Raw genomic sequence first — 19,452 nt, 5'->3', positions numbered from 1 at the left:
ATAAAAATGAAAAATCTAACATTATCAATCATTGCTGTTATCATGGCATTTGTAACAGTATCATGCAATCAGGCATCCAACAAAAACGAGCAGTCTTCAAGTGATACTGCTGTTGTATCACAAGAACAGTCAGCTTCCCAACCAAAAGAGGATGATACGGTAGCTGCGCACGTTGTGAGTGAAACTCCGAGCGGTCAGGAAGCAAAAGCAACAGGAAAAGAAGAAGCAAAAAACTTTTCTATTGCGCCCATAGTTACCGATTATCTGTCATTAAAGAACGCCCTTGTTTCGGACGATGACAAAGCTGCCGCCAGTTCAGGGAAAAAGCTGTTAGCTACCCTGAATAAAGTGGACATGAAAGCCGTTCCTGCTGATAAGCACAAAAAGTACATGGACATAGCGGACGATGCTAAAGAACACGCAGAACATATCGGGGAAAATGTCGGCAACATTCACCACCAGCGGGAACATTTGGCCTCGCTTGGCGAAGATTTGAAAGACCTGATTGATTTGTTCGGTACATCGCAAACATTGTATCAGGACCATTGCCCGATGTTCAATGACGGTAAGGGTGCTGTTTGGTTCAGCGAAAACAAGGAAATCAAAAACCCTTACTACGGTTCTAAAATGCTGACCTGCGGTAAGGTGGAAAAAACAATTAACAGCAAATAAATTTCGGGTTATGGAAAATATGCAAAACAGTCACCATGCGGGTCATTCCTCGGAGCATGGCACGCACAATACAAAACATGCTTCGGCCATGTACAAACGCTTTGCGGTGATGGCTGTCGCAATGTTCGCAGTGATGTATTTTATCATGTACGCCATGATTGACGGGTGGCAGAACCTGATACCCAATATCAACAATTTGTACATGACCCTGCTGATGACCTCGGCAATGCTGCTTATCGAATTAGCGATAATGAAAGTAATGTACCCCAACAGGAAGATGAATTGGGCGATTGCCATCATCTCGGTTGCTGTTGGCATCTTTTCATGGTTTGGTATCAGGGAACAAATCAATGTCGGGGACAAGCAGTTTGCAAAGGGTATGATACCCCATCACGCAGCAGCCATATTGATGTCCGAAAAGGCACACCTGACCGACCCGGAACTGATAGAGCTGCAAAAAAATATACTTAAAACCCAAGCGGAAGAAATTGAACTAATGAAGCGCAAGCTAAAAGAGTTTGAAGAAAGTAAATAATAAAATTTAAAAAAACAAGTTTGGACATGAACAAAATAATAATTGGCTTTATTTCCTTATTAACCCTGCTATTCACCGCTTGCGGTCAGGCGGGGTCAAATAAGGATGAAGCGGAACAGCAGCATTCGCAGGCAACTCCGGAAAGCAACGGACATACTACCCAAACAGGTGAATTGGTTCCATCGGATGAAGTCTGCATGGTCAACGATGCCTATATCGGCAAAAAGCAGTTTGAAGTAAAATTTGATGGTAAAACCTATTACGGATGTTGCGAAATGTGTAAGGAACGTATTCCAAAAGATGTGACCGTGCGGATGGCGATAGACCCCTATTCCCATAAGCAGGTAGACAAAGCTAATGCGGTGATTGCTGTGACAGGAAATAACGGTGAAGTTTCTTATTTTGAAAACAAGGAGAATTATGCCAAGTATGTGAAAAAACAGTAGACACAAAAAGATGAAGCCACAATAAAATAATTATGACCATAAAGAAGAAAATCATATTGGGGCTGGCTGTCGTCCTGATTGCCATACAGTTCTTTCAGCCCTTACGGAACCAGGCGGTTGAAGTGCCAGCCACCCATATCGAAAGGGTGTACGCCGTACCCCAAAATGTAAAGACTATCCTTGTTCAGTCCTGTTATGACTGCCATAGCAACAATACCCATTATCCGTGGTACAGCCGTATCCAGCCCGGCGCATGGTACATGGCAGAGCATATAAAAAAGGGGAAAGAGGAACTCAACTTTAGCGAATTTGGCGACTATTCTGTCCGCAGGCAGCGAAACAAGTTCAGGGCTATGGCCGGGCAGGTTAAGGACGGGGAAATGCCGTTGTCATCATACACACTAATTCATCGCAATGCAGTATTGTCACCGGAGGATAAGCAGGTTTTGATAGCGTGGTTTAGCACAATGGAAGACAGCATTAAATAAAATTTTTCAAATCATGAACAGATATAATAAAATACCTATAAGAATTTTGCAAACAGTGCTGATACTGCTTTGCACGCAAACGCTGTTTGCACAGAGAGTGGTGCATTACGAGCTGTATGTAAAAGATACGCTTGTCAACTATGCAGGTAAGCAAAAAAGGGCAATTGCCGTAAACGGGCAAATCCCCATGCCCACCCTTACCTTTACCGAGGGCGACACTGCCGAAATAGTGGTGCACAACCAATTGAAAGAAAGCACATCACTTCACTGGCATGGCGTGTTCCTGCCCAATAAAGAAGACGGTGTGCCCTGGCTTACACAAAAACCCATCGCACCGGGCACAACCTACACCTACCGTTTTCCGATTATCCAGCATGGTACGCACTGGTACCATTCCCACTCAGGATTGCAGGAGCAGATTGGCATGTACGGAAGTTTTATCATGAAGAAAAGAAGCGATGATAAGACATTCAGAAAAGGAATTGACGATTTGCCGACCGTTCCAATTATATTAAGTGAGTGGACAAATCTTAACCCCGATAATATCAACCGTATGCTACACAATGCAAATGATTGGGCGGCCATTAAGAAAGGCGCAACACAATCATATGTTGAAGCTATTAAGGAGGGAAAATTAGGGGTAAAGGTAAAAAACGAGTGGAAGCGGATGCTGGCGATGGATGTCAGTGACGTTTACTATGATAAAATCCTAATAAATGGTAGCCATAGCACCGATTTGAAAACAATTGATGGTAAAAAGCTAAAAGCAGGCGACAAAGTCAGATTGCGTGTTTCCAATGGAGGGGCGTCTTCCTATTTCTGGCTACGGTATGCTGGAGGAAAAATTACAGTAGTAGCGAATGATGGGAATGATGTTGAGCCTGTAGAGGTGGACAGGTTAATCATTGCCGTTTCTGAAACTTACGATATTGTAGTGACTATCCCTCAAGATGGTTTGGCTTACGAGTTCTTAGCAACAACCGAAGACAGGACACAATCTGCGAGTTACTTTATAGGTGATGGGGTCAAACAGCTTATTTCTCCACTCCCACGATTGAAGTATTTCGAGGGGATGAAGATGATGAACGATATGATGAAAATGAATGGCGATTTGGACGATATGGGCATGAAGATGAGCCTTAACCAAATGGACATGAATGTAGTGATGTATCCCGAAATTACCGGAGATGCAACAAAAAAAGCAGACCACAGTAAGCATGAGGGTATGGATATGGATAACGACGCTAACCGTTACAACGCTAATGCCTTGGGAGACATCAAAACATTAAATTATGCTATGTTGCAATCACCTTATAACACCTCTCTTCCAAATGATGCGCCTGTAAAAGAGTTGAAATTCACACTTACTGGCAACATGAACCGCTATGTATGGAGCATGGATAATAAAATACTTTCGGAAACTGACAAAATACCTGTAAAAAAAGGAGAAATTCTACGGATTACCATTTATAATAATTCAATGATGCGGCATCCAATGCATCTTCACGGATTTGATTTCAGGGTGATAAACGGAAAAGGCGAAAAATCGCCGCTTAAAAATGTGTTGGATATCATGCCTATGGAAACAGATACCATTGAGTTTTTAGCAAATGAGGAAGGTGATTGGTTCTTTCATTGCCATATATTATATCACATGATGGCGGGAATGAACAGGGTCTTTGAAGTTGGAGACTACAATAACCCCTATCTACCCGACAAGGCAAAAGCCTATAAAGAATTGCAAAGAGAAAGTAATATGCCTCATTTTATGGCACAAAACGATTTTGCAACCAATGGTAATGATGGAGAAGCTATGCTAATGAATGCACGCTACCAATTAGGAACAGAATGGCGTTTAGGCTATAATAGTATGCACGGTTATGAAGTAGAAACCCATTTAGGTAGATACATTGGAAAGATGCAATGGTTCATGCCCTTTGTAGGTTTTGATTACCGCTACCGTAAAATGGGAGAAGATGAACACGAAAAGAACATATTTGGACAAACCAACAAGAAAGATACCCGCAGGGCGTTCAGTTTAGGGTTTATGTATACGTTACCTATGCTCGTCAATTTTCAGGCAGAAGTATATCATGATGGAATTGTGAGATTGCAGTTAATGCGTGAAGATATACCAATTTCAAAAAGACTAAGAGGTGGTTTTATGGTGAATACCGACTTAGAGTATATGGGAGAACTTAGGTATATCATTAATAAGAATATAGGTATACGTACCCACTATGATAGCGATATGGGCTTTGGTGTGGGGCTGGCATTGACTTATTAAAATTAAATAACTAAGGGTTGTAAACTGCATAACCGTAAAAAAATATCGGTAAAAAAAAGGAGGTGATGCAGGTGTAATTCGCAAAGACTAACCTGCATCATACTACAACCCTTTAAAGTATGCAACAAAAATCTATCTATCGTTCCATCATCAATACGGTAGAGGTTAAATTTTTTTAAGCAGTAATTGCATCATAAGCTAATACGAACAGTGTTAGCTTTTCTGTATTAACCAATAACATCTATTTCAAAATAAACAGATGAATAAATTCTATAATGAAACCCTACATAAACTGGAAACAGCCATCAACGAATTGGAGATTGAAACCGATTGTTCCATACAACGGATAGAAGCCGTTATACACCTTATCCTTGAATGCCTGTCCAAACTGAAAGAGTATGTTCTGAAAAGAGGGTTTAGGAACACGGATGAGGAAATCCGTTTTTTCAAGTATCAGAAACCTGCCTTTGTAGCAAAACTCATTTACTACAATGCCATCTACAAAATCGAAACAAAAAAGCCCTATGGAGCAAAGCCCATAAGGAAATACCTCAACAAAGAACTGAAAAAACTTAAGAGGTTCTTTAACAACAACCTCGATTTCTATAAGTATTACCGTAGCAACAATTCGTTACTTGACGATAGAATGTTTTTAAGGGGGAAGCATGATATAAAGCTGTGGTTGGACACTTATTATTTTCAATCTGACCAGTCCTTTTCCACTTCACATGATTATAAGGTCGCCAAGATAATAGCCAATGATTTGATACAGGTTTACATCGAAGACCAGTTGTATAACAAATTCCAAAAAGATAAATCGAAAATCCAAAAGAAGCTGAAATGGACAGGAAGTAAAGTGGCATTGATAGAACTGATTTATGCCCTGCACTATCAAAATGTATTTGACAACGGGAACAACGATATAAGGGAAGTAGCCCTATATTTTGAAAGCACATTTGATGTTGATTTGGGCAATTTTTATCAGGCTTATTTGGAGTTGAGAAACCGGAAGATGAACCGTACAAAATTCCTTGATGCGCTTCGGGAAGAACTTATGCGTAGAATGGACGAGCAGGACGAAAAGTAGGATTTGGGCGTGCCACCGTCTGCATTTTAGCCTCATGCCCAGGCTAACGAAAAAATGCAGACGGGTCGGGCTATCCGCTATATCTTTTGCGGATCTTGCAGGACCGCAAAAGGATGTCGCTTCTATCCCTCACGCTGTATGCCGTTCAGAAAACAAAGCATTTATTTTATTTCCTGTTTGGTTTCCTGTTTTCAAACTCAAAGGAAGTTTCGGCTTTATCGTTCATGACGATATAGGCATTGAACTTATTGCCCGAATTGCTTTTCATGCCTTTGATAAGGTTGGTCTTTCCTTTGGTCACGAGGTTTTCTATATCGGCAACGCTCAACGGCACTCCGCACACGGTACGGAATTGAAGCCAGTTGCAAGCCTCATCGGGGCATTTTACAACCTTGTTCCAAACCAATAGCTGACGGCTCTTGCATTTGGGGCAGGTCAGTTCGGGTTGCTTTTCATTGACAATGCCCGTGTCCAAAAGCTCCCGTGTAATGGAAGTGGCATAGGCTTCCATTTCACGCTGAAAAGCACCAGCATCCGCCTCGTTGTTTTCAATTTTCTGCAATGCCATTTCCCATTCGGCGGTCATGGCTACATCGGCAATCTTTTTGTCCTTTACAGCCCCGTAAACCTGCAATCCCTTATGGGTAGGGATAAGGGATTTCTTTTCACGCTGAATGTAATCCCTCTTAAAAAGCGTTTCTATAATAGAGGCTCTTGTGGCAGGTGTACCGATACCGATGTCTTTTAGGGCTTTCCGTTCGTCCTCGTTGTCAATTTCCTTTCCGGCATTTTCCATTGCGGACAACAGACCTGCCTCGGTGTAAAGCACGGGCGGTTTGGTCTTCTTTTCCAGTACGGATGCCTCTTTGATTTTCAGCTCATCGCCGACCTTTAATTCCGGCAGTTCCTGCAAAGGCTCGCTGTCCTCATCGGTAAATTTTTCTTTGATGCCACGCCAACCGGCTTCGAGGATTTTACACCCTTTCAATGTGAAGTCATAGTGCAGAGCCTGCAATTCGATGTCGGTTATTTCTTTGGTACAGGCAGGCGAAAGGGCTTCCAACAGGCGGTACGCAATCATATCATAGATAACGTTTTCGTGTGCCGTTAATTCGGACGGGATTTTTTCGGTAATCAGCAGACCGTGGTGGTCTGTGACCTTTACATCATTCACGATGCGTTTGTTGAAACGCCCCCATTTCACTTTTCCGACCGCTTTTTTGCAGGAAGCCCGTGCTTCCAAATTCCTTACCAGTGCAGGGATTTCCGACCACATATCTTCGGGGATGTACTTGCTCCCTGTACAGGGGTAGGTGATAAATTTCTTTTCATATAGGCTTTGGGCAATGTTCAATGTTTCCTCGGCAGTGTAGGATGCTCTTTTATTGGCTTCTTTCTGTAATCCCGTAAGGTCGAACAGCAAAGGCGGTTGCTCCGTAGCTGTTTTGGTTTCCACTGCCGTAACGGTTGCTGTTCCGTTACGCTGAATAGATTTCAGCGTATCGTCAGCGAGTTTCCTGTCATCCCATTTGGTCTTTGAAAGGCTCTTAAAGTCTGTAAATTCCTTGCGGTGTTCCAACTGGATTTGAAAGTATTTCTTGACGGCAAAGTCTTTGTTTTCCAAATACCGCTTGCAGATGAGGGCAAGCGTTGGCGTTTGTACTCTACCAAGCGAGTAAACGCCACGCCCTGCCGAAATACTCAATGCCTGCGAGGCATTGATGCCCACAAGCCAGTCGGCTTTGCTCCGCCCTTGTCCGGCACGGTATAGCCGTTGCTGAAACTGGTCTCATCGATGCTCAGGTGTTCCGAGATGTTTTCAGGGAACAATGTCCAGTTCTCGGCATGAGACTTTTGGTCCCAATCATGGAAATCACTGAGGTGATTCTTGTATTGATCCTGTAGTTGCTTGCCGTCCATCTGGAAGAAAAGACCGACCAATTGGGCGCTTACAGGATGATTATCCAAATATCTTCTTTAAAAAAATCCCGAATTCCGTCGTCATTCGAGCACCCTCACGCACCAGGTTCCAATCTCGTGTGATCTCTCCGGTATCCAGTACCGTCCAGCGACGACGGCGGATATGTAGCGCAACTTTCTGACCTCGAATGGGAAAGTCTGAAATTTCAGTGGAAGGCATAAACCCCTTTGATTCCAACTTGCTGTTCTCATAGCCTGTCGGAGCAATATTAAGCTCATCTAAATAAATATGGAGTTGATTGTCAACTTGATCGACTTCTAAAATCTGAAAGTATTCCAAAAGCCCTTCGGGCAGCAATAAAGATAGTAATTTACGTTCGGCTTCTTGCAAGGGATATCTGTATTAAGGATGCTAAACTAAGAAATTTTTAACACTCCCCCCAAGAATTCTGCTTGATCCCTATTTTTCCTTAAATTTATCGTACTAATTCCGACTTAAAAGCTTTAACTATGGCAAACATCAATCCTCACATTAATTTTAATGGAAATGCTGAAGAAGCTTTTCTATTTTACCAATCTGTCTTTGGAGGCGAATTTGCAAATATCACCCGCTTTAAGGATATGGCTAGTGAAACATTTCCCATAGCTCCACATGAGGAAAACAAAATAATGCATATTGCGCTACCTATTGGTGAGAGCGTTTTAATGGCTAACGATGTACCCGAAATATTGGGAAGAACCAATGAAAGGGAAAATAGAAGTAAAATAGTGGTAAGCGCAGAAAGCAAAGAAGAAGCGGAGAAAATTTATGAGGGTCTATCCGAAGGAGGAGAAATAGAAATGCCTTTGGATGAAAGTCCTTGGGGCTCTTATTTTGCAATGTTTAGAGATAAATATGGCATTGAGTGGATGCTGGATTATGACCCTAGATATAAAGGGAAAGTATAATATCCTTATTTGCAACTCAACATTAAAAGAAATTTTTCAGCACTCCTTACTTATGACGCCCATTTTCTTCGAAAATCAAGAACAATTCAGAGCGTGGCTGGATAAAAACCACCAAAAGCAAACAGAATTATTAGTCGGATTCTATAAGGTGAAAAGTGGAAAACCAAGTATGACATGGTCTGAATCTGTTGATCAAGCCCTGTGTTATGGATGGATCGATGGTATTCGAAAATCCATAGATCAAGAAAGTTATAGCATCAGATTTACCCCTAGAAAGCCTAATAGCATCTGGAGCAATATCAATATAGCAAAAATCGAAAAACTAAAGAAAGCAGGTTTACTCCAACCAGCTGGTTTAAAAATTTTTGAGATAAGGAAGGAAGAAAACTCCCGAATATATTCTCATGAAAAAGAGCTATCCGTATTAACAGAAGAATATGAGAATTTATTCAAACAAGACCACTCGGCTTGGAACTTCTTCAATAACCAACCACCATCCTATCGGAAGGTTATTACGCATTGGATTATGAGCGCAAAACAGGATAAGACCAGACTATCTCGATTAGATAAAACAATCCTTTTTAGTAAAAATCAACAACGAATTAAATAGTTTAATAAAAAAATAATTTTCTCACCCTTTATTACAACTAAGCTGTTTTAAGATAAAAATTATCCAAGTAAAAATAATATTCCTCTACTAGGAGTATGGATAATATTCTACAAAATTATTAAAACCTTAGCTTTCGCCCTTTTAATTTAATTAAAAGATATTTTCTATCCTTATATTTAACCCGCTAAAAATATTCTACTGTATTAATAATCATTTACATTAGAACCTCGATAACTAATACTTTAAAAACTAATAAAACAAACATAAATTCCATTAGGGATCATATTTGGGTACTTAATAGTATTCAGAATTAATTCAATCATATGAAGAGACGCTTAAATTATTTAATAATCGTATTACTTATAATTCTTCCTTTTATACCTATCGCAGATATAATTGTACCCAAAGGTTATGTATTAGATGATATTTTTTGTTTAATTCTGATAATTTCTAGTATTAAAATTATCTGTTCTACATTATTAATCATGTCACATCGTTCCTACAATTCTAATAAAAAAGGATGGTTGCTTTTTATATGTGGATTATGCATGATGCTGCCTCTTTATTTGGAAATTTCTACACACAATCCCAAAGATTATAACTTAGTATTAGTATCTTATCTGAGACAAGGATATATTATTATAGCACTTATATCACTCCTATTCGTATTTGTTAAAACACTTCTCCCCTTCAAAACATTTATTGTAAGATCAATACTAACAGTAGGCAGTCTTTTATTAGCTTATCATATTGGAAATAATCTGATGACCTTAATTCATGCTAAATCCTTTTCCGAAACGAATGGTAGTAGATTGGAAACATTGACCATATCTTTAATCTATTTTATTCCTGTACTAATCGGATTAGCCTATGTTTATAAAGGAAAAATCAAGTCTTGGAAATTTTATGCCGTAACTTTATTATCCCTAATTGGTGTACTATTTTGCTTGCCCAATATAATCTTAGGCATGAACACATTTAATTCGATTTTTATAAATATAGCGATGACCTTTATTCCTTCTTATTGGCTAGGAATTATCTTACTTACCAAATCAGCTAAAAAACTAAAGTAAGTCTATTTATAGTTCTATAACCGCTTTAATTACATTTTCTGAAGGAGTATTAAAAATACTAAACCTTTCTATTACCTCCTCGAAAGGAATACGATGGGTTATAAATAATAACGGATTTATTTTTTTATTTTTTATACTCTCCATCACGAAATCAAAATCCAATTTGGTTGCATTGCGGCTGCTCATAAGCGTAGATTCTCTTTTGTGAAATTCTGGATGGCTGAGGCTAAAACGTTCTTTCTGTATCCCTACAAGCACATAAGTACCACTGTGAGCTAAATATTCCAGAGATTGTTCAATAGCATTTAGATTACCAGTTGCATCAAAGATTGCTGTGGGCATATCACCGTTTGTAATTTCTTTTAATCGCTCATAAGGATCATCCGTTCCAATATGAATAGTGTGCTTCACTTCTAATTTACCCTTACAAAAAGCCAACCTTTCTTTGTTCACATCCATTACAATAACTATAGCACCTGTAATTCGACCAAACTCAACTAAACCTAGCCCTATTGGTCCAGCTCCTACTACCAAAATAAAATCATCTTTTTGCAAATCTGCCCGGGCAATAGCATGCGCACTAATTGCAAAAGGCTCTACCAAAGCTAATTCATCCAATTCTAATCCTTGCCCCTTTATAATCAAATCATTAGGCACAGTAATGTACTCCGCCATTCCGCCATCAATATGAACCCCTAATACTTGCATCGAAACACAACAATTATTTTTACCCCTTTTGCATGCTACACATTTGCCACAAGACTTATACGGCATAACCGTTACGTATTCGCCTACTTTTAAATTATCAGAAGTAGTTTCAACAATTTCAGCAGCTAGTTCATGCCCTAAGACACGCGGATAATTAAAGTAAGGCTGTGTGCCTTCAAAAGCATGAATATCCGTTCCGCACACCCCTATTCTCTTTATTTGAAGTAGTGAATGTCCATCCTCTAAAGAAGGAATTGATGTTTCGTGGAATTGGAAGTTATGCGGGTTTTCGCAACTAAGCAGTTTCATAAAGATTTAGGGAGTAATAAACAATTATTTTAAAGCAATTCGAATGACACGTCCTGTATTCGTTAAATACATATATTTTTCATCGTCTGACAAAGCCACATTAGAAACAGGCATCTTGAATTTTATTTTTCCAAGTAATTTGGCTGTAGAATCAAAAATCCAAACACCGCCCGGACCACTGGCAAACACGATATTATTCTTACTAATTTTTAAACCATCAGGTAAACCAGGAGAGCCATCCAATAAGGGTGTGGCATCATAAAAAACTGACGTCCGTACGGTATCTGATTCAGTTTCTATGATATACCATGCTGCATTTTTAACATCCGAATTACTTACTAGCAATTTATTAGAATTAGGAAATAATGCTATACCATTAGGCCGTGATAATTTATCGGTAAGAAGCGTTAATTTACCATCTTTTTGAAATAAAAAAACACCATTGAAGAGAATTTCTTTAGATGGATCATTATCGCTTTGAGTGGGTAAGCCATAAGGCGGATCGGTGAAGAACAAGTCGCCATCAGGATTGTAAACCGCATCATTGGGACTATTTAAGCGTTTATTATCGTATGAATCCACCACATTTTTGTAAATAGGAATTGGAGTCTTCAACGAACCTTTCATCCGTGCAATTCGACGATCTCCATGTTGACACAATACTAGGTTTCCCTCTTTATCCAGTAACAAACCATTACTTCCAGGTTCTCGTGTAGAAGGATTAGCATTAGAAGTATAGCCACTCGGATTCAAATAAAGTTCTTTCCCTTTTTGCTCAGTCCATTTATAGACCGTATTGGAAGGAATTTCAGAAAACAACAACATTTTCTCTGCTTCTACCCACAAAGGACCTTCTGTCCAACGCAAACCTTCGACAAGAACCTCCACCTGAGTATTAACATCTAAAATACTATGAAGAGCTTCATGTAATACTTCCACCTCCAGCTTTTCCTTTTTAGATTGTTGCGAAAAAACTGGAAGTTGAATTAAAATAAACACTAAAACAAGGAATATGTTATTATTTATGTTCTTCATGTTGGTGGTCTATTGGTAAAACATGAAGATAATAAAAAATAATTTCTCTCTTACTCATTATGAAAGCTTTAGCACGTGTGCAATTTCATTCTTCTTAATATCCTGAGGCCATTCTACTTGTAAGTTATCACCTTCTTGTTTAAATGCTAACGACTTTTTATAGCCCAGCAATTCGACTTTTTTAATTTTTAATCCTTTTGAAGAATTTGTTCCTAATGATTGTATTTTAATCTGATTTGTGCTGGGTTCACCCATAATAAAAGCATACAAGGATTTTCCTTTTTGCGTAAAACGGAAATCTTCAGCAGTAAGCGGTTTTCCTCGACCTTCATTGAATCCTTGCGCATGTAATTCAGGAGCATGTGCTATAGCTGGCCCTTCACCAAATGTATGCCATGGTCGTGATCCGATAATACCCTCACTATTTACTTGCATCCAATCGGCAATTCCCTCTACAGTTTTGCGTGCTTTATCATCCACAGAACCATCACCACGTAATGGAACACTTAATAATAAATTACCATTTTTGCTGACTACGTCCACGAGCATATGGATTACAGTTTTTGCAGACTTATAATTTCCTCTATCATATACACGACGGTCGTAATGCCAGGATCCTATACAGGTACAAGTTTGCCAAGGTTCGGGTTCTATTCGCTTGCTTTGTCCACGTTCGATATCCCAAACCATACATTTACGTTGTTGCTCGTTTAGAATTTTCCCGGTAATAACAGCCTCCAGTTTACCTTTATTATCTTTTATACTTTTATTGTAGAAGTGCGCTGCAATTTCGAGTCCCACATTACTTACTGGCCATAACGGCAAGGCCGTGTCGTCAAAATAAACCACATCAGGCTTGTAATTATCTATTAACTCTATTGTTCTGTCTTTAAAATTAGCACAGTACTCTGGAGTTGGGACACTTACTCCAGTCTTGACATCCCAGTGCCATTGCTCATGAACCGAGTGGTCATTCAAACTATCTTTGCTCAATTCATGGTTTTGTGCATATAATTCTTGCGGATCGTAACCTTCCCACCAAGTACCCTTACCGTCTTCCTTAGTCAATTTACCATCATAAGAAACTCCTTTGTATGGACCTTCCTTATCTGATCTTTGTGCTGTTTCATACCAAGTCCAAGCATGTGCAGCATGCACACTCACCCCAAAGCGTAACCCTCGCTTGCGAGCTGCTTTTTGCCATCCTCCTACAATATCTTTTTTAGGCCCAAAATTCAGACTATTCCAACGGTGATGAGAACTTTTATATAAATCCAAATTATCATGGTGATTTGCCAATGTCATAAAATACTGTGCTCCGGTGCGCTTATACAAATCCATAAGCTCTTCTGGATTCCATTGTTCAGCCTTCCACTGATTAATCACATCTTTAAAACCGAATTTAGACGGATGTCCATATTTCTCCACGTGATATTTATATTGATCCGATCCTTCCTGATACATTCCCCGCGCATACCAATCCCCACGTTCAGGCTGACATTGTGGTCCCCAGTGTGCCCAAATGCCAAACTTAGCGTCACGAAACCATTGAGGTACTTTATAATTTTCTAACGATGACCAAGTAGGATTAAAAGGTGCTTTTCCCCAATTATCATTCGCTAATAAGGGAAAAGATTTACTTAAAAATAAGGTTGGTAGTATTGCTCCTAATGATTTTATTGCGGTTCTTCTATTCATAATTTAATTTCTTCAAATCATTTTTCTCCCATTAATTACAGTATATCGATATGGTCTTGAATTAGAATTAAAAGCAAAACATATATCTTTTTTTGTTACTGTTGGATATTATTGATTTTATAATTGGATATAAGTAAATGTCGCTATTCAAAGTAAGGTATTAAAGACGTTAAATCGTTTAATACTATCGACTAATAATTGCACTATATCGACTTTCTGAGATATTATATATAAATTAGAGCAAACCATAGAAACTTACTCAGAAGAACAATGTCTCTTAAAGGCGCTATTGATAATTTAGATTTCATCTTGTTAAATATTGGATATGCAGAGCATGTTGCTGACTGGAATTATCAAGGAATTAATAGTCCTTTTGTTCGCATACATTTTGTTGTCAAAGGAAAAGCGGTGATTTTGCACCATAAAGAATCTATCGAACTCAGAGAAAATCATCTGTATCTCACTCCATCCTATACACAGCATAGTTATAGTTGTGATCAGGAATTTCATGTTTTTTATATCCATTTGTATGAAAATTTACAACACTATTCCAGCATTTTCGACCTATATAAATTCCCTGTTGAAATAGAAGCAGATCCTTTAATTGCGCAATTAATTCAAAGGTTATATTTTATCAACCCAAATCGAGAATTGACAAAATATGATCCTTCTTCTTACGAAAGTTCAAAAGAACTCATTAAGAATATTTCGCTCAATTACGAAAATCATCCAGCCATCAAACTAGAATCTCAATCCATAATTAATATCTTACTTTCTAGATTTTTGGATCATGCAACGGTTAAAACAGATATACATGACAACCGAATACATCGCGTAATAACTTATATTCATGAAAGAATAGAGCATTCCATTAGCATTGAAGAGTTAGCCAACTTAGCGAATCTCACAAAAGACCACTTGATTCGTTTATTTAAAAAACAAATGGGCTGTACTCCAGCAAAGTACATCAATCAGAAGAAAATTGAGAAAGCTCAATTACTTATTTTAGTGGAAGATATGAGCCTCAAGAATATAGCTTATAAATTAGGTTTTGATAATATTTCCTATTTTATTAGGTTATTTAAACAACTCACTGGAGAAACGCCAAGTACCTACCGCAAGAAACAGTAATTCACCTTAAAACACTTATATTGTTATTGAAATTAAAACCAAATGAATCAAATCAACCAAGATCTCTTACAAATTTCTGTTCTGCCCAGAAATAGTATCAATTGCTATATAGCGGATGGCATACTATTCGATTCTGGCATACAATGCGGATATAAAAAGATCCGTAAAGCCTTTGATAAAAACCCAATACATACACATGTTTTAACTCACGCGCATGCAGATCATCAAGGCTGTAGCGCACGTATATGTAGTGAATTAAACGTTCCTTTACTTTGCCATAAAGAAGAAGTACAAAAAGCCGAGACTGGTTTCGTCGTAGCGGATTATCCTTCACCTAGCGGAATGATAGCAAAACTTCAACAAAAATACTGGGCAGGAGCTGGTTATCCTGTTACACAAATACTCCAAAATGGGGATGTTATTGGCGATTTTGAAGTAATAGAGACACCTGGTCATACAGCAGAACATTTGTCCTTCTATAGAGAAAGAGATGGTACTTTAATAATTGGAGATGCTCTTTGCAATATGAATTTATTAACTACGGTAGTAGGGTTACAACTTCCGCCTTCCCTTTTCACATCTAATCAAAACCAGAATATTCAATCCCTGCAAAAGCTGAATACTTTGCATCCAAAGATTATTTGTTTTGGTCATGGACCTGTGTTGATGAATAGAAAAAATGAGTTTGAAAAATTTATAGACAGCCTGAAAAGTTGAGAGTAATTCACAAAAAAGTGCGATTCACTTTCATCTTAGGGGACTTAAGAATCAAATGAATCGCGAGCTTAACTATACTAACAATTATGAATTAGAGATTTATATCATTGTTTTTGGTGGCATACAAACCGATTAAAGCACCAGTAAATCCGCCTGCTATATTGGTGGACAAAATGTCGCCAGAAACAGTACCTCCTAGATTTTCGTACTCCTTACCATTCTGCGAAAAATTGAAGGTATAATAATCGCCAGCAGCATTAACATTTAATTTTACAGGAGAATTATTATCAAATTTTTTAGATGCCAAAATTTTTGTTTCGCCTTTCTCTGTTCTAGCGAGCACAATGTAGCTATCGTTACCCGATTTGGTAACTCCGAATACATAATGAAAATTCTCGCTTTGTAATGTTGAAATACCTGCAAGATCTTTATCCGAAGTTGGGGTATAATCCATCTCTACCTCCACAGAAAAACTATTGTGCTGTTGACGATGGAATAGAGCCGAAATTGGTTTCTTCTCTTTTATCGAAACTTCGAAAGGTTTTATTTTTAAACCCTTTTCCGTTAATTCAGAAAATGATTCTCGAGGTCCTCTTAAAGCCACCCAACGATGATCAAAAGCATTATCATTAAACTTTTCATTGAAAATGAAATTTCCATTCGGAAAATAATCAGAAGTATTCATTTTATTTGTTACACCATTCGGCATAGGAATAGTGGGTTTGAATGCTTCCAAACCTCCTTGAAAAACAGGAAATTCACCTGACCAATCTACTGGCAACATGAAAGTCTCACGTCCTATATTTACTCGGTTCTTTTCGTTAGGTCTGATGGCCAAGAATACAGCATACAACCCTCCGTCAGGCCCTTCGACAATATCAGCATGACCTGCCCATTCTACAGGATTAAGGCGACTTTTGTCCAAATGACGCTGAGTTAATATTGGATTTTTGGCAGCAGGTTTATAAGGACCTCGAGGATTATCACTCACGAAAATAACTTCGCTGTGATCATCTGCTGTGCCTCCCTCTGCACACATAAGATAATATTTATTATTTCTTTTATAAATATGTGGCGCTTCAATCCATATCGGCTTTTTGGAAATATCGACTCCTCCATCTACGATGATTTTGTCTGTTCCTGCTATAATCTGATCTTTTTCCACATCGTAATCCCAAATTTTAATTACGCGATGTCCAGTATATAATTCTTTTCCGGGATCAGGAGCGTCATTATGAACTACGTAAGCTTTACCATTATCATCAAAAAACAATGACGGATCAATACCTTCGAAATTAAGTTTAATTGGATCAGACCAATTGCCTTCTTTAGGATCTTTCGTTTTTACCACCATATTGCCAATACCTCCAGCAAATTGAGTGGTAATCATGTAGAATGTGTCATTGTTCGGGTTATAACGAATTACAGGTGCATAAATGCCTTCACTAATTCCTGCTGTTTGCACTTTTAATTGCGATTCACGATCCAAAACATGACCTATTTGTTTCCAGTTAACTAAATCATTGGAATGAAAAATAGGTACTCCAGGAAACATTGCGAAAGAAGAATTCACTAAATAATAATCGTCTCCTTTACGAGCAATGCTAGGATCTGGATAGCATCCTTGCAATATTGGACTATAAAATTGTCCTTCTTGAAGTGGATTTTGTTCGTAAATTTTATCTTTTCCGACATAGGTGAAATTACTAAATAAAGGTTCTCCAGGTTCTGTGTTAGAATTTCCGTGTTTAGATTGTTGGCAACCGAAAGCAAATACGGTTGATAGCAAAGGAATATATTTTAACAATCTTCTCAAATTATTCATAGTGACGATTTTTTATATTAATTAATGAATTACAAAACCTCCATTTGGCTGAATAGAAATTTCAAACTGACCATTTTTATCTATTTTAATATCTTGATGTTTAGGGCTATTATTTTGATCATCTGTAATCAGTTTTAGTGTTTTACTTTTTAGCATGGACGCATTCACTTTCAGTTTGATTACTTCTTTTTTAGCATTCACCCCAGCTATATACCACTTCTCTTTATGTCTTCTGGCAAGAATTACATATTGACCGGGATAGCCATCGAGATATAATGTTTCATCCCAAGTAGTCGGTACTTCTTTCATAAAATCTATGAGAAAAGGCTCCGCATCTGTCAAATTATTTGGTGTAAGCGCAAAAGGCTGTATAGGATTTTGAAATAAAATCGCTGTCGCTGCTTGAAAGGCATCCGTCGTAAGTCGCTTATTTCTACTTTTGTTATCCTTAGTCAGAAATTTATTGAAAAAGACTCCTCCAAACTCCATACTACCCACTGCATTGCGAATAAAAGGATGTAAGGTGGCAAAAATCGCTTCATTGTCGCGAGCATATTGTGAGAATATCAACATTTCCGAGGCAAGAACTGCTTCGCTCCCTACATAATTTGGATACAGTCGTTCCCAACCTCTCGGTAAAGTAGCTCCATGGAAAATAATCATCAAACCATGATCATTTGCGTCGGAAAGAATATCTTCATACAGACGCATAGTTTCTTGTTTATCTCCACCGAAGAAATCTACTTTTAATCCTTTCACGCCGATTTTCTGAAGCCATTTCATTTCTTGCTTCCGCGCGATAGCTGTATGCATACGGTTTCTAGGACCTTGTGGTGCATCATTGAAAGTACCATTGGAATTGTACCATAAAAACACATCTACATTTTTGGAGTTAGCATATTGAATCAATTTCTCCATTCTATCTCTTCCAATATTTGTGTCCCAAAGTGCATCAATTAATATATAAGGATAGTTTAAAGCCGATGCTAAATCAATATATTTTACTTGATCATCCCAGTTCATACTTTGGTCTTGCCATACAATCCAGCTCCATGTAGATTTACCAAACTTGTAGTTTTGTGATGGGGCATACAAGGGATCCACCACATCAAAAGGAATGGTGGTCTGCACAATAGGATTTAAATTCTTACCTACTGTAATTGTCCGCCAAGGAGTCGATCCTGGTAAAGAAAGTGCTGCTCCAGTACTACCAAAACCGTTGTTATGTTCTTGTTGTGGATAAGCCACATAAAAGATGCCTTCGGCAGAAATCTCACTTAAATGAGAGGCACAATAAGCACTTGTTACCCCCGTTTCCGAAAGTAAAGCCCAGCCATTCTCTCCGACTTTGAATAAACTTGGGAAAACAAAACCATATTGACTTTTAGCTGCAGAAATGGGCGAATCAATACTATATCCACTTTCGTAACTCACAGCCGTACGTGCAAAACCTGTCATTGGTTTCATCATCGTAGAAATGAATGCTGTTGTAGTCGATGGAAATTTATAACCTGTGTTCTCTTCGTGAATGACTACACTTCGCGTATCTTTCCAAGTAGGCAGATCATATCGAAATGCAATATCATTATTACTTACTTGAAATGTGACAGCAAAGGATTTTTTATCCGTATTTGAAAAACTAACCGTTAGTGAATTGGCTTTATAATTTACATTTGAAACCTTTATTCGATCTTGTGCATACTGTTTTTCTACTACCGAAGATTTACTTCCTTCAAAGGTAATACCTGAAGAAAAATCGCCTTCATTGGTTTTAAAGCCAAGTGGGGACTTTTCCAAAATAGTCTTTCCTTGAAATATTACGGTATAGAAAGCTTTATTTGCATCCACGTGTACATCCACCCGCAATTGTTTATCAGGGCTTTCTATAATGGCCACTTGGGCTTTTACAAAAGCATAATTACATAGGATTAAAAGTGTAAATAGAAATCGAAGATTATACATA

19 protein-coding genes are annotated in these 19,452 nt (G+C 38.3%); 11 read left to right on the top strand and 8 right to left on the bottom strand.

The genetic code is table 11. The features are described from left to right. Window positions 1-6: 6 nt before the first annotated feature. The 6 genes from H8B04_RS00840 to H8B04_RS00815 all read left to right on the top strand — a co-directional run bounded on the left by H8B04_RS00840 (window position 7) and on the right by H8B04_RS00815 (window position 5,515). Window positions 7-672: a DUF3347 domain-containing protein gene (locus tag H8B04_RS00840; RefSeq protein ID WP_159638873.1), complete on the top strand. Its 666-nt coding sequence runs from the start codon at window positions 7-9 to the stop codon at window positions 670-672. 10 nt (window positions 673-682) lie between these two features. Next, the gene (locus H8B04_RS00835; RefSeq protein WP_002993268.1) at window positions 683-1,207 is read left to right on the top strand and encodes a DUF305 domain-containing protein; all 525 of its coding nucleotides are present in this window, start codon (window positions 683-685) and stop codon (window positions 1,205-1,207) included. Between the two features lie 26 nt (window positions 1,208-1,233). Then, window positions 1,234-1,653 (top strand): hypothetical protein, encoded by a 420-nt coding sequence (locus H8B04_RS00830; protein WP_188753284.1) that lies wholly within the window; start codon window positions 1,234-1,236, stop codon window positions 1,651-1,653. A 32-nt stretch (window positions 1,654-1,685) separates the two neighbouring features. Continuing rightward, window positions 1,686-2,141, top strand: coding sequence for a heme-binding domain-containing protein (locus tag H8B04_RS00825; protein WP_028069433.1), 456 nt, complete (start codon window positions 1,686-1,688; stop codon window positions 2,139-2,141). A gap of 13 nt (window positions 2,142-2,154) precedes the next feature. Continuing rightward, the gene (locus H8B04_RS00820) at window positions 2,155-4,428 is read left to right on the top strand and encodes a multicopper oxidase family protein (protein WP_028069432.1); all 2,274 of its coding nucleotides are present in this window, start codon (window positions 2,155-2,157) and stop codon (window positions 4,426-4,428) included. A 259-nt stretch (window positions 4,429-4,687) separates the two neighbouring features. Next, window positions 4,688-5,515 carry an RteC domain-containing protein gene (locus H8B04_RS00815; protein ID WP_188753283.1) on the top strand — a complete coding sequence of 276 codons (828 nt, stop codon included), beginning with the start codon at window positions 4,688-4,690 and terminating at the stop codon, window positions 5,513-5,515. A 166-nt stretch (window positions 5,516-5,681) separates the two neighbouring features. On the opposite strand, the gene H8B04_RS00810 is transcribed toward H8B04_RS00815, so the two are convergent. The 3 genes from H8B04_RS00810 to H8B04_RS00800 are packed head-to-tail and all read right to left on the bottom strand — an operon-like array spanning window position 5,682 to window position 7,826. Beyond that, entirely contained in the window at window positions 5,682-7,244 is a 1,563-nt protein-coding gene (locus tag H8B04_RS00810) for a type IA DNA topoisomerase (protein ID WP_317170627.1), read from the bottom strand. Continuing rightward, a complete protein-coding gene (locus H8B04_RS00805; RefSeq protein WP_223815187.1) occupies window positions 7,217-7,483 on the bottom strand; it encodes a hypothetical protein in 267 nt (88 codons plus the stop codon). The genes H8B04_RS00810 and H8B04_RS00805 overlap by 28 nt, the downstream gene beginning before the upstream one ends. Then, window positions 7,476-7,826 (bottom strand): ISAon1 family transposase N-terminal region protein, encoded by a 351-nt coding sequence (locus H8B04_RS00800; RefSeq protein WP_190301144.1) that lies wholly within the window; start codon window positions 7,824-7,826, stop codon window positions 7,476-7,478. Before H8B04_RS00800 ends, H8B04_RS00805 begins: the two co-directional genes overlap by 8 nt. A gap of 119 nt (window positions 7,827-7,945) precedes the next feature. Between H8B04_RS00800 and H8B04_RS00795 the strand changes: the two genes are divergently transcribed. The 3 genes from H8B04_RS00795 (at window position 7,946) to H8B04_RS00785 (ending at window position 10,066) form a co-directional block, all read left to right on the top strand. Next, complete coding sequence (locus tag H8B04_RS00795; protein ID WP_165289957.1) at window positions 7,946-8,383, top strand: VOC family protein; 438 nt, start codon at window positions 7,946-7,948, stop codon at window positions 8,381-8,383. A gap of 52 nt (window positions 8,384-8,435) precedes the next feature. Next, entirely contained in the window at window positions 8,436-8,993 is a 558-nt protein-coding gene (locus tag H8B04_RS00790; protein WP_165289956.1) for a YdeI/OmpD-associated family protein, read from the top strand. A gap of 323 nt (window positions 8,994-9,316) precedes the next feature. Further along, the gene (locus tag H8B04_RS00785) at window positions 9,317-10,066 is read left to right on the top strand and encodes a hypothetical protein (protein WP_190301143.1); all 750 of its coding nucleotides are present in this window, start codon (window positions 9,317-9,319) and stop codon (window positions 10,064-10,066) included. 6 nt (window positions 10,067-10,072) lie between these two features. Here H8B04_RS00785 and H8B04_RS00780 read toward each other — a convergent pair whose 3' ends face one another. The 3 genes from H8B04_RS00780 to H8B04_RS00770 are packed head-to-tail and all read right to left on the bottom strand — an operon-like array spanning window position 10,073 to window position 13,816. Further along, window positions 10,073-11,083, bottom strand: a complete 1,011-nt coding sequence (locus tag H8B04_RS00780) for a zinc-binding alcohol dehydrogenase family protein (RefSeq protein ID WP_190301142.1) — start codon at window positions 11,081-11,083, stop codon at window positions 10,073-10,075. 24 nt (window positions 11,084-11,107) lie between these two features. Further along, window positions 11,108-12,118, bottom strand: a complete 1,011-nt coding sequence (locus H8B04_RS00775; protein ID WP_190301141.1) for an SMP-30/gluconolactonase/LRE family protein — start codon at window positions 12,116-12,118, stop codon at window positions 11,108-11,110. 57 nt (window positions 12,119-12,175) lie between these two features. Further along, window positions 12,176-13,816: an alpha-L-fucosidase gene (locus tag H8B04_RS00770; protein ID WP_190301140.1), complete on the bottom strand. Its 1,641-nt coding sequence runs from the start codon at window positions 13,814-13,816 to the stop codon at window positions 12,176-12,178. Between the two features lie 270 nt (window positions 13,817-14,086). On the opposite strand from H8B04_RS00770, the gene H8B04_RS00765 reads away from it, so the two are divergent. Both H8B04_RS00765 and H8B04_RS00760 read left to right on the top strand, forming a co-directional pair. Further along, window positions 14,087-14,947, top strand: coding sequence for an AraC family transcriptional regulator (locus H8B04_RS00765; protein ID WP_190301139.1), 861 nt, complete (start codon window positions 14,087-14,089; stop codon window positions 14,945-14,947). A gap of 42 nt (window positions 14,948-14,989) precedes the next feature. Then, entirely contained in the window at window positions 14,990-15,664 is a 675-nt protein-coding gene (locus tag H8B04_RS00760; protein WP_190301138.1) for an MBL fold metallo-hydrolase, read from the top strand. A gap of 91 nt (window positions 15,665-15,755) precedes the next feature. Here the strand turns inward: H8B04_RS00760 and H8B04_RS00755 are convergent, their stop codons facing one another. Then, window positions 15,756-17,489 carry a glycoside hydrolase family 43 protein gene (locus tag H8B04_RS00755; protein WP_190301137.1) on the bottom strand — a complete coding sequence of 578 codons (1,734 nt, stop codon included), beginning with the start codon at window positions 17,487-17,489 and terminating at the stop codon, window positions 15,756-15,758. Window positions 17,490-17,510: 21 nt separating this feature from the next. Further along, on the bottom strand, window positions 17,511-19,451 hold the full coding sequence (locus tag H8B04_RS00750; RefSeq protein ID WP_190301136.1) for a glycoside hydrolase family 97 protein: 1,941 nt from the start codon (window positions 19,449-19,451) through the stop codon (window positions 17,511-17,513). Window position 19,452 lies beyond the last annotated feature (1 nt).

It is taken from the genome of Sphingobacterium litopenaei (assembly GCF_014692495.1).
In the GTDB taxonomy this organism is placed as follows: domain Bacteria; phylum Bacteroidota; class Bacteroidia; order Sphingobacteriales; family Sphingobacteriaceae; genus Sphingobacterium; species Sphingobacterium litopenaei.
The sequence above is the reverse complement of the archived record's forward strand: the minus strand, read 5'-3'. Positions and strand labels throughout refer to the sequence as shown.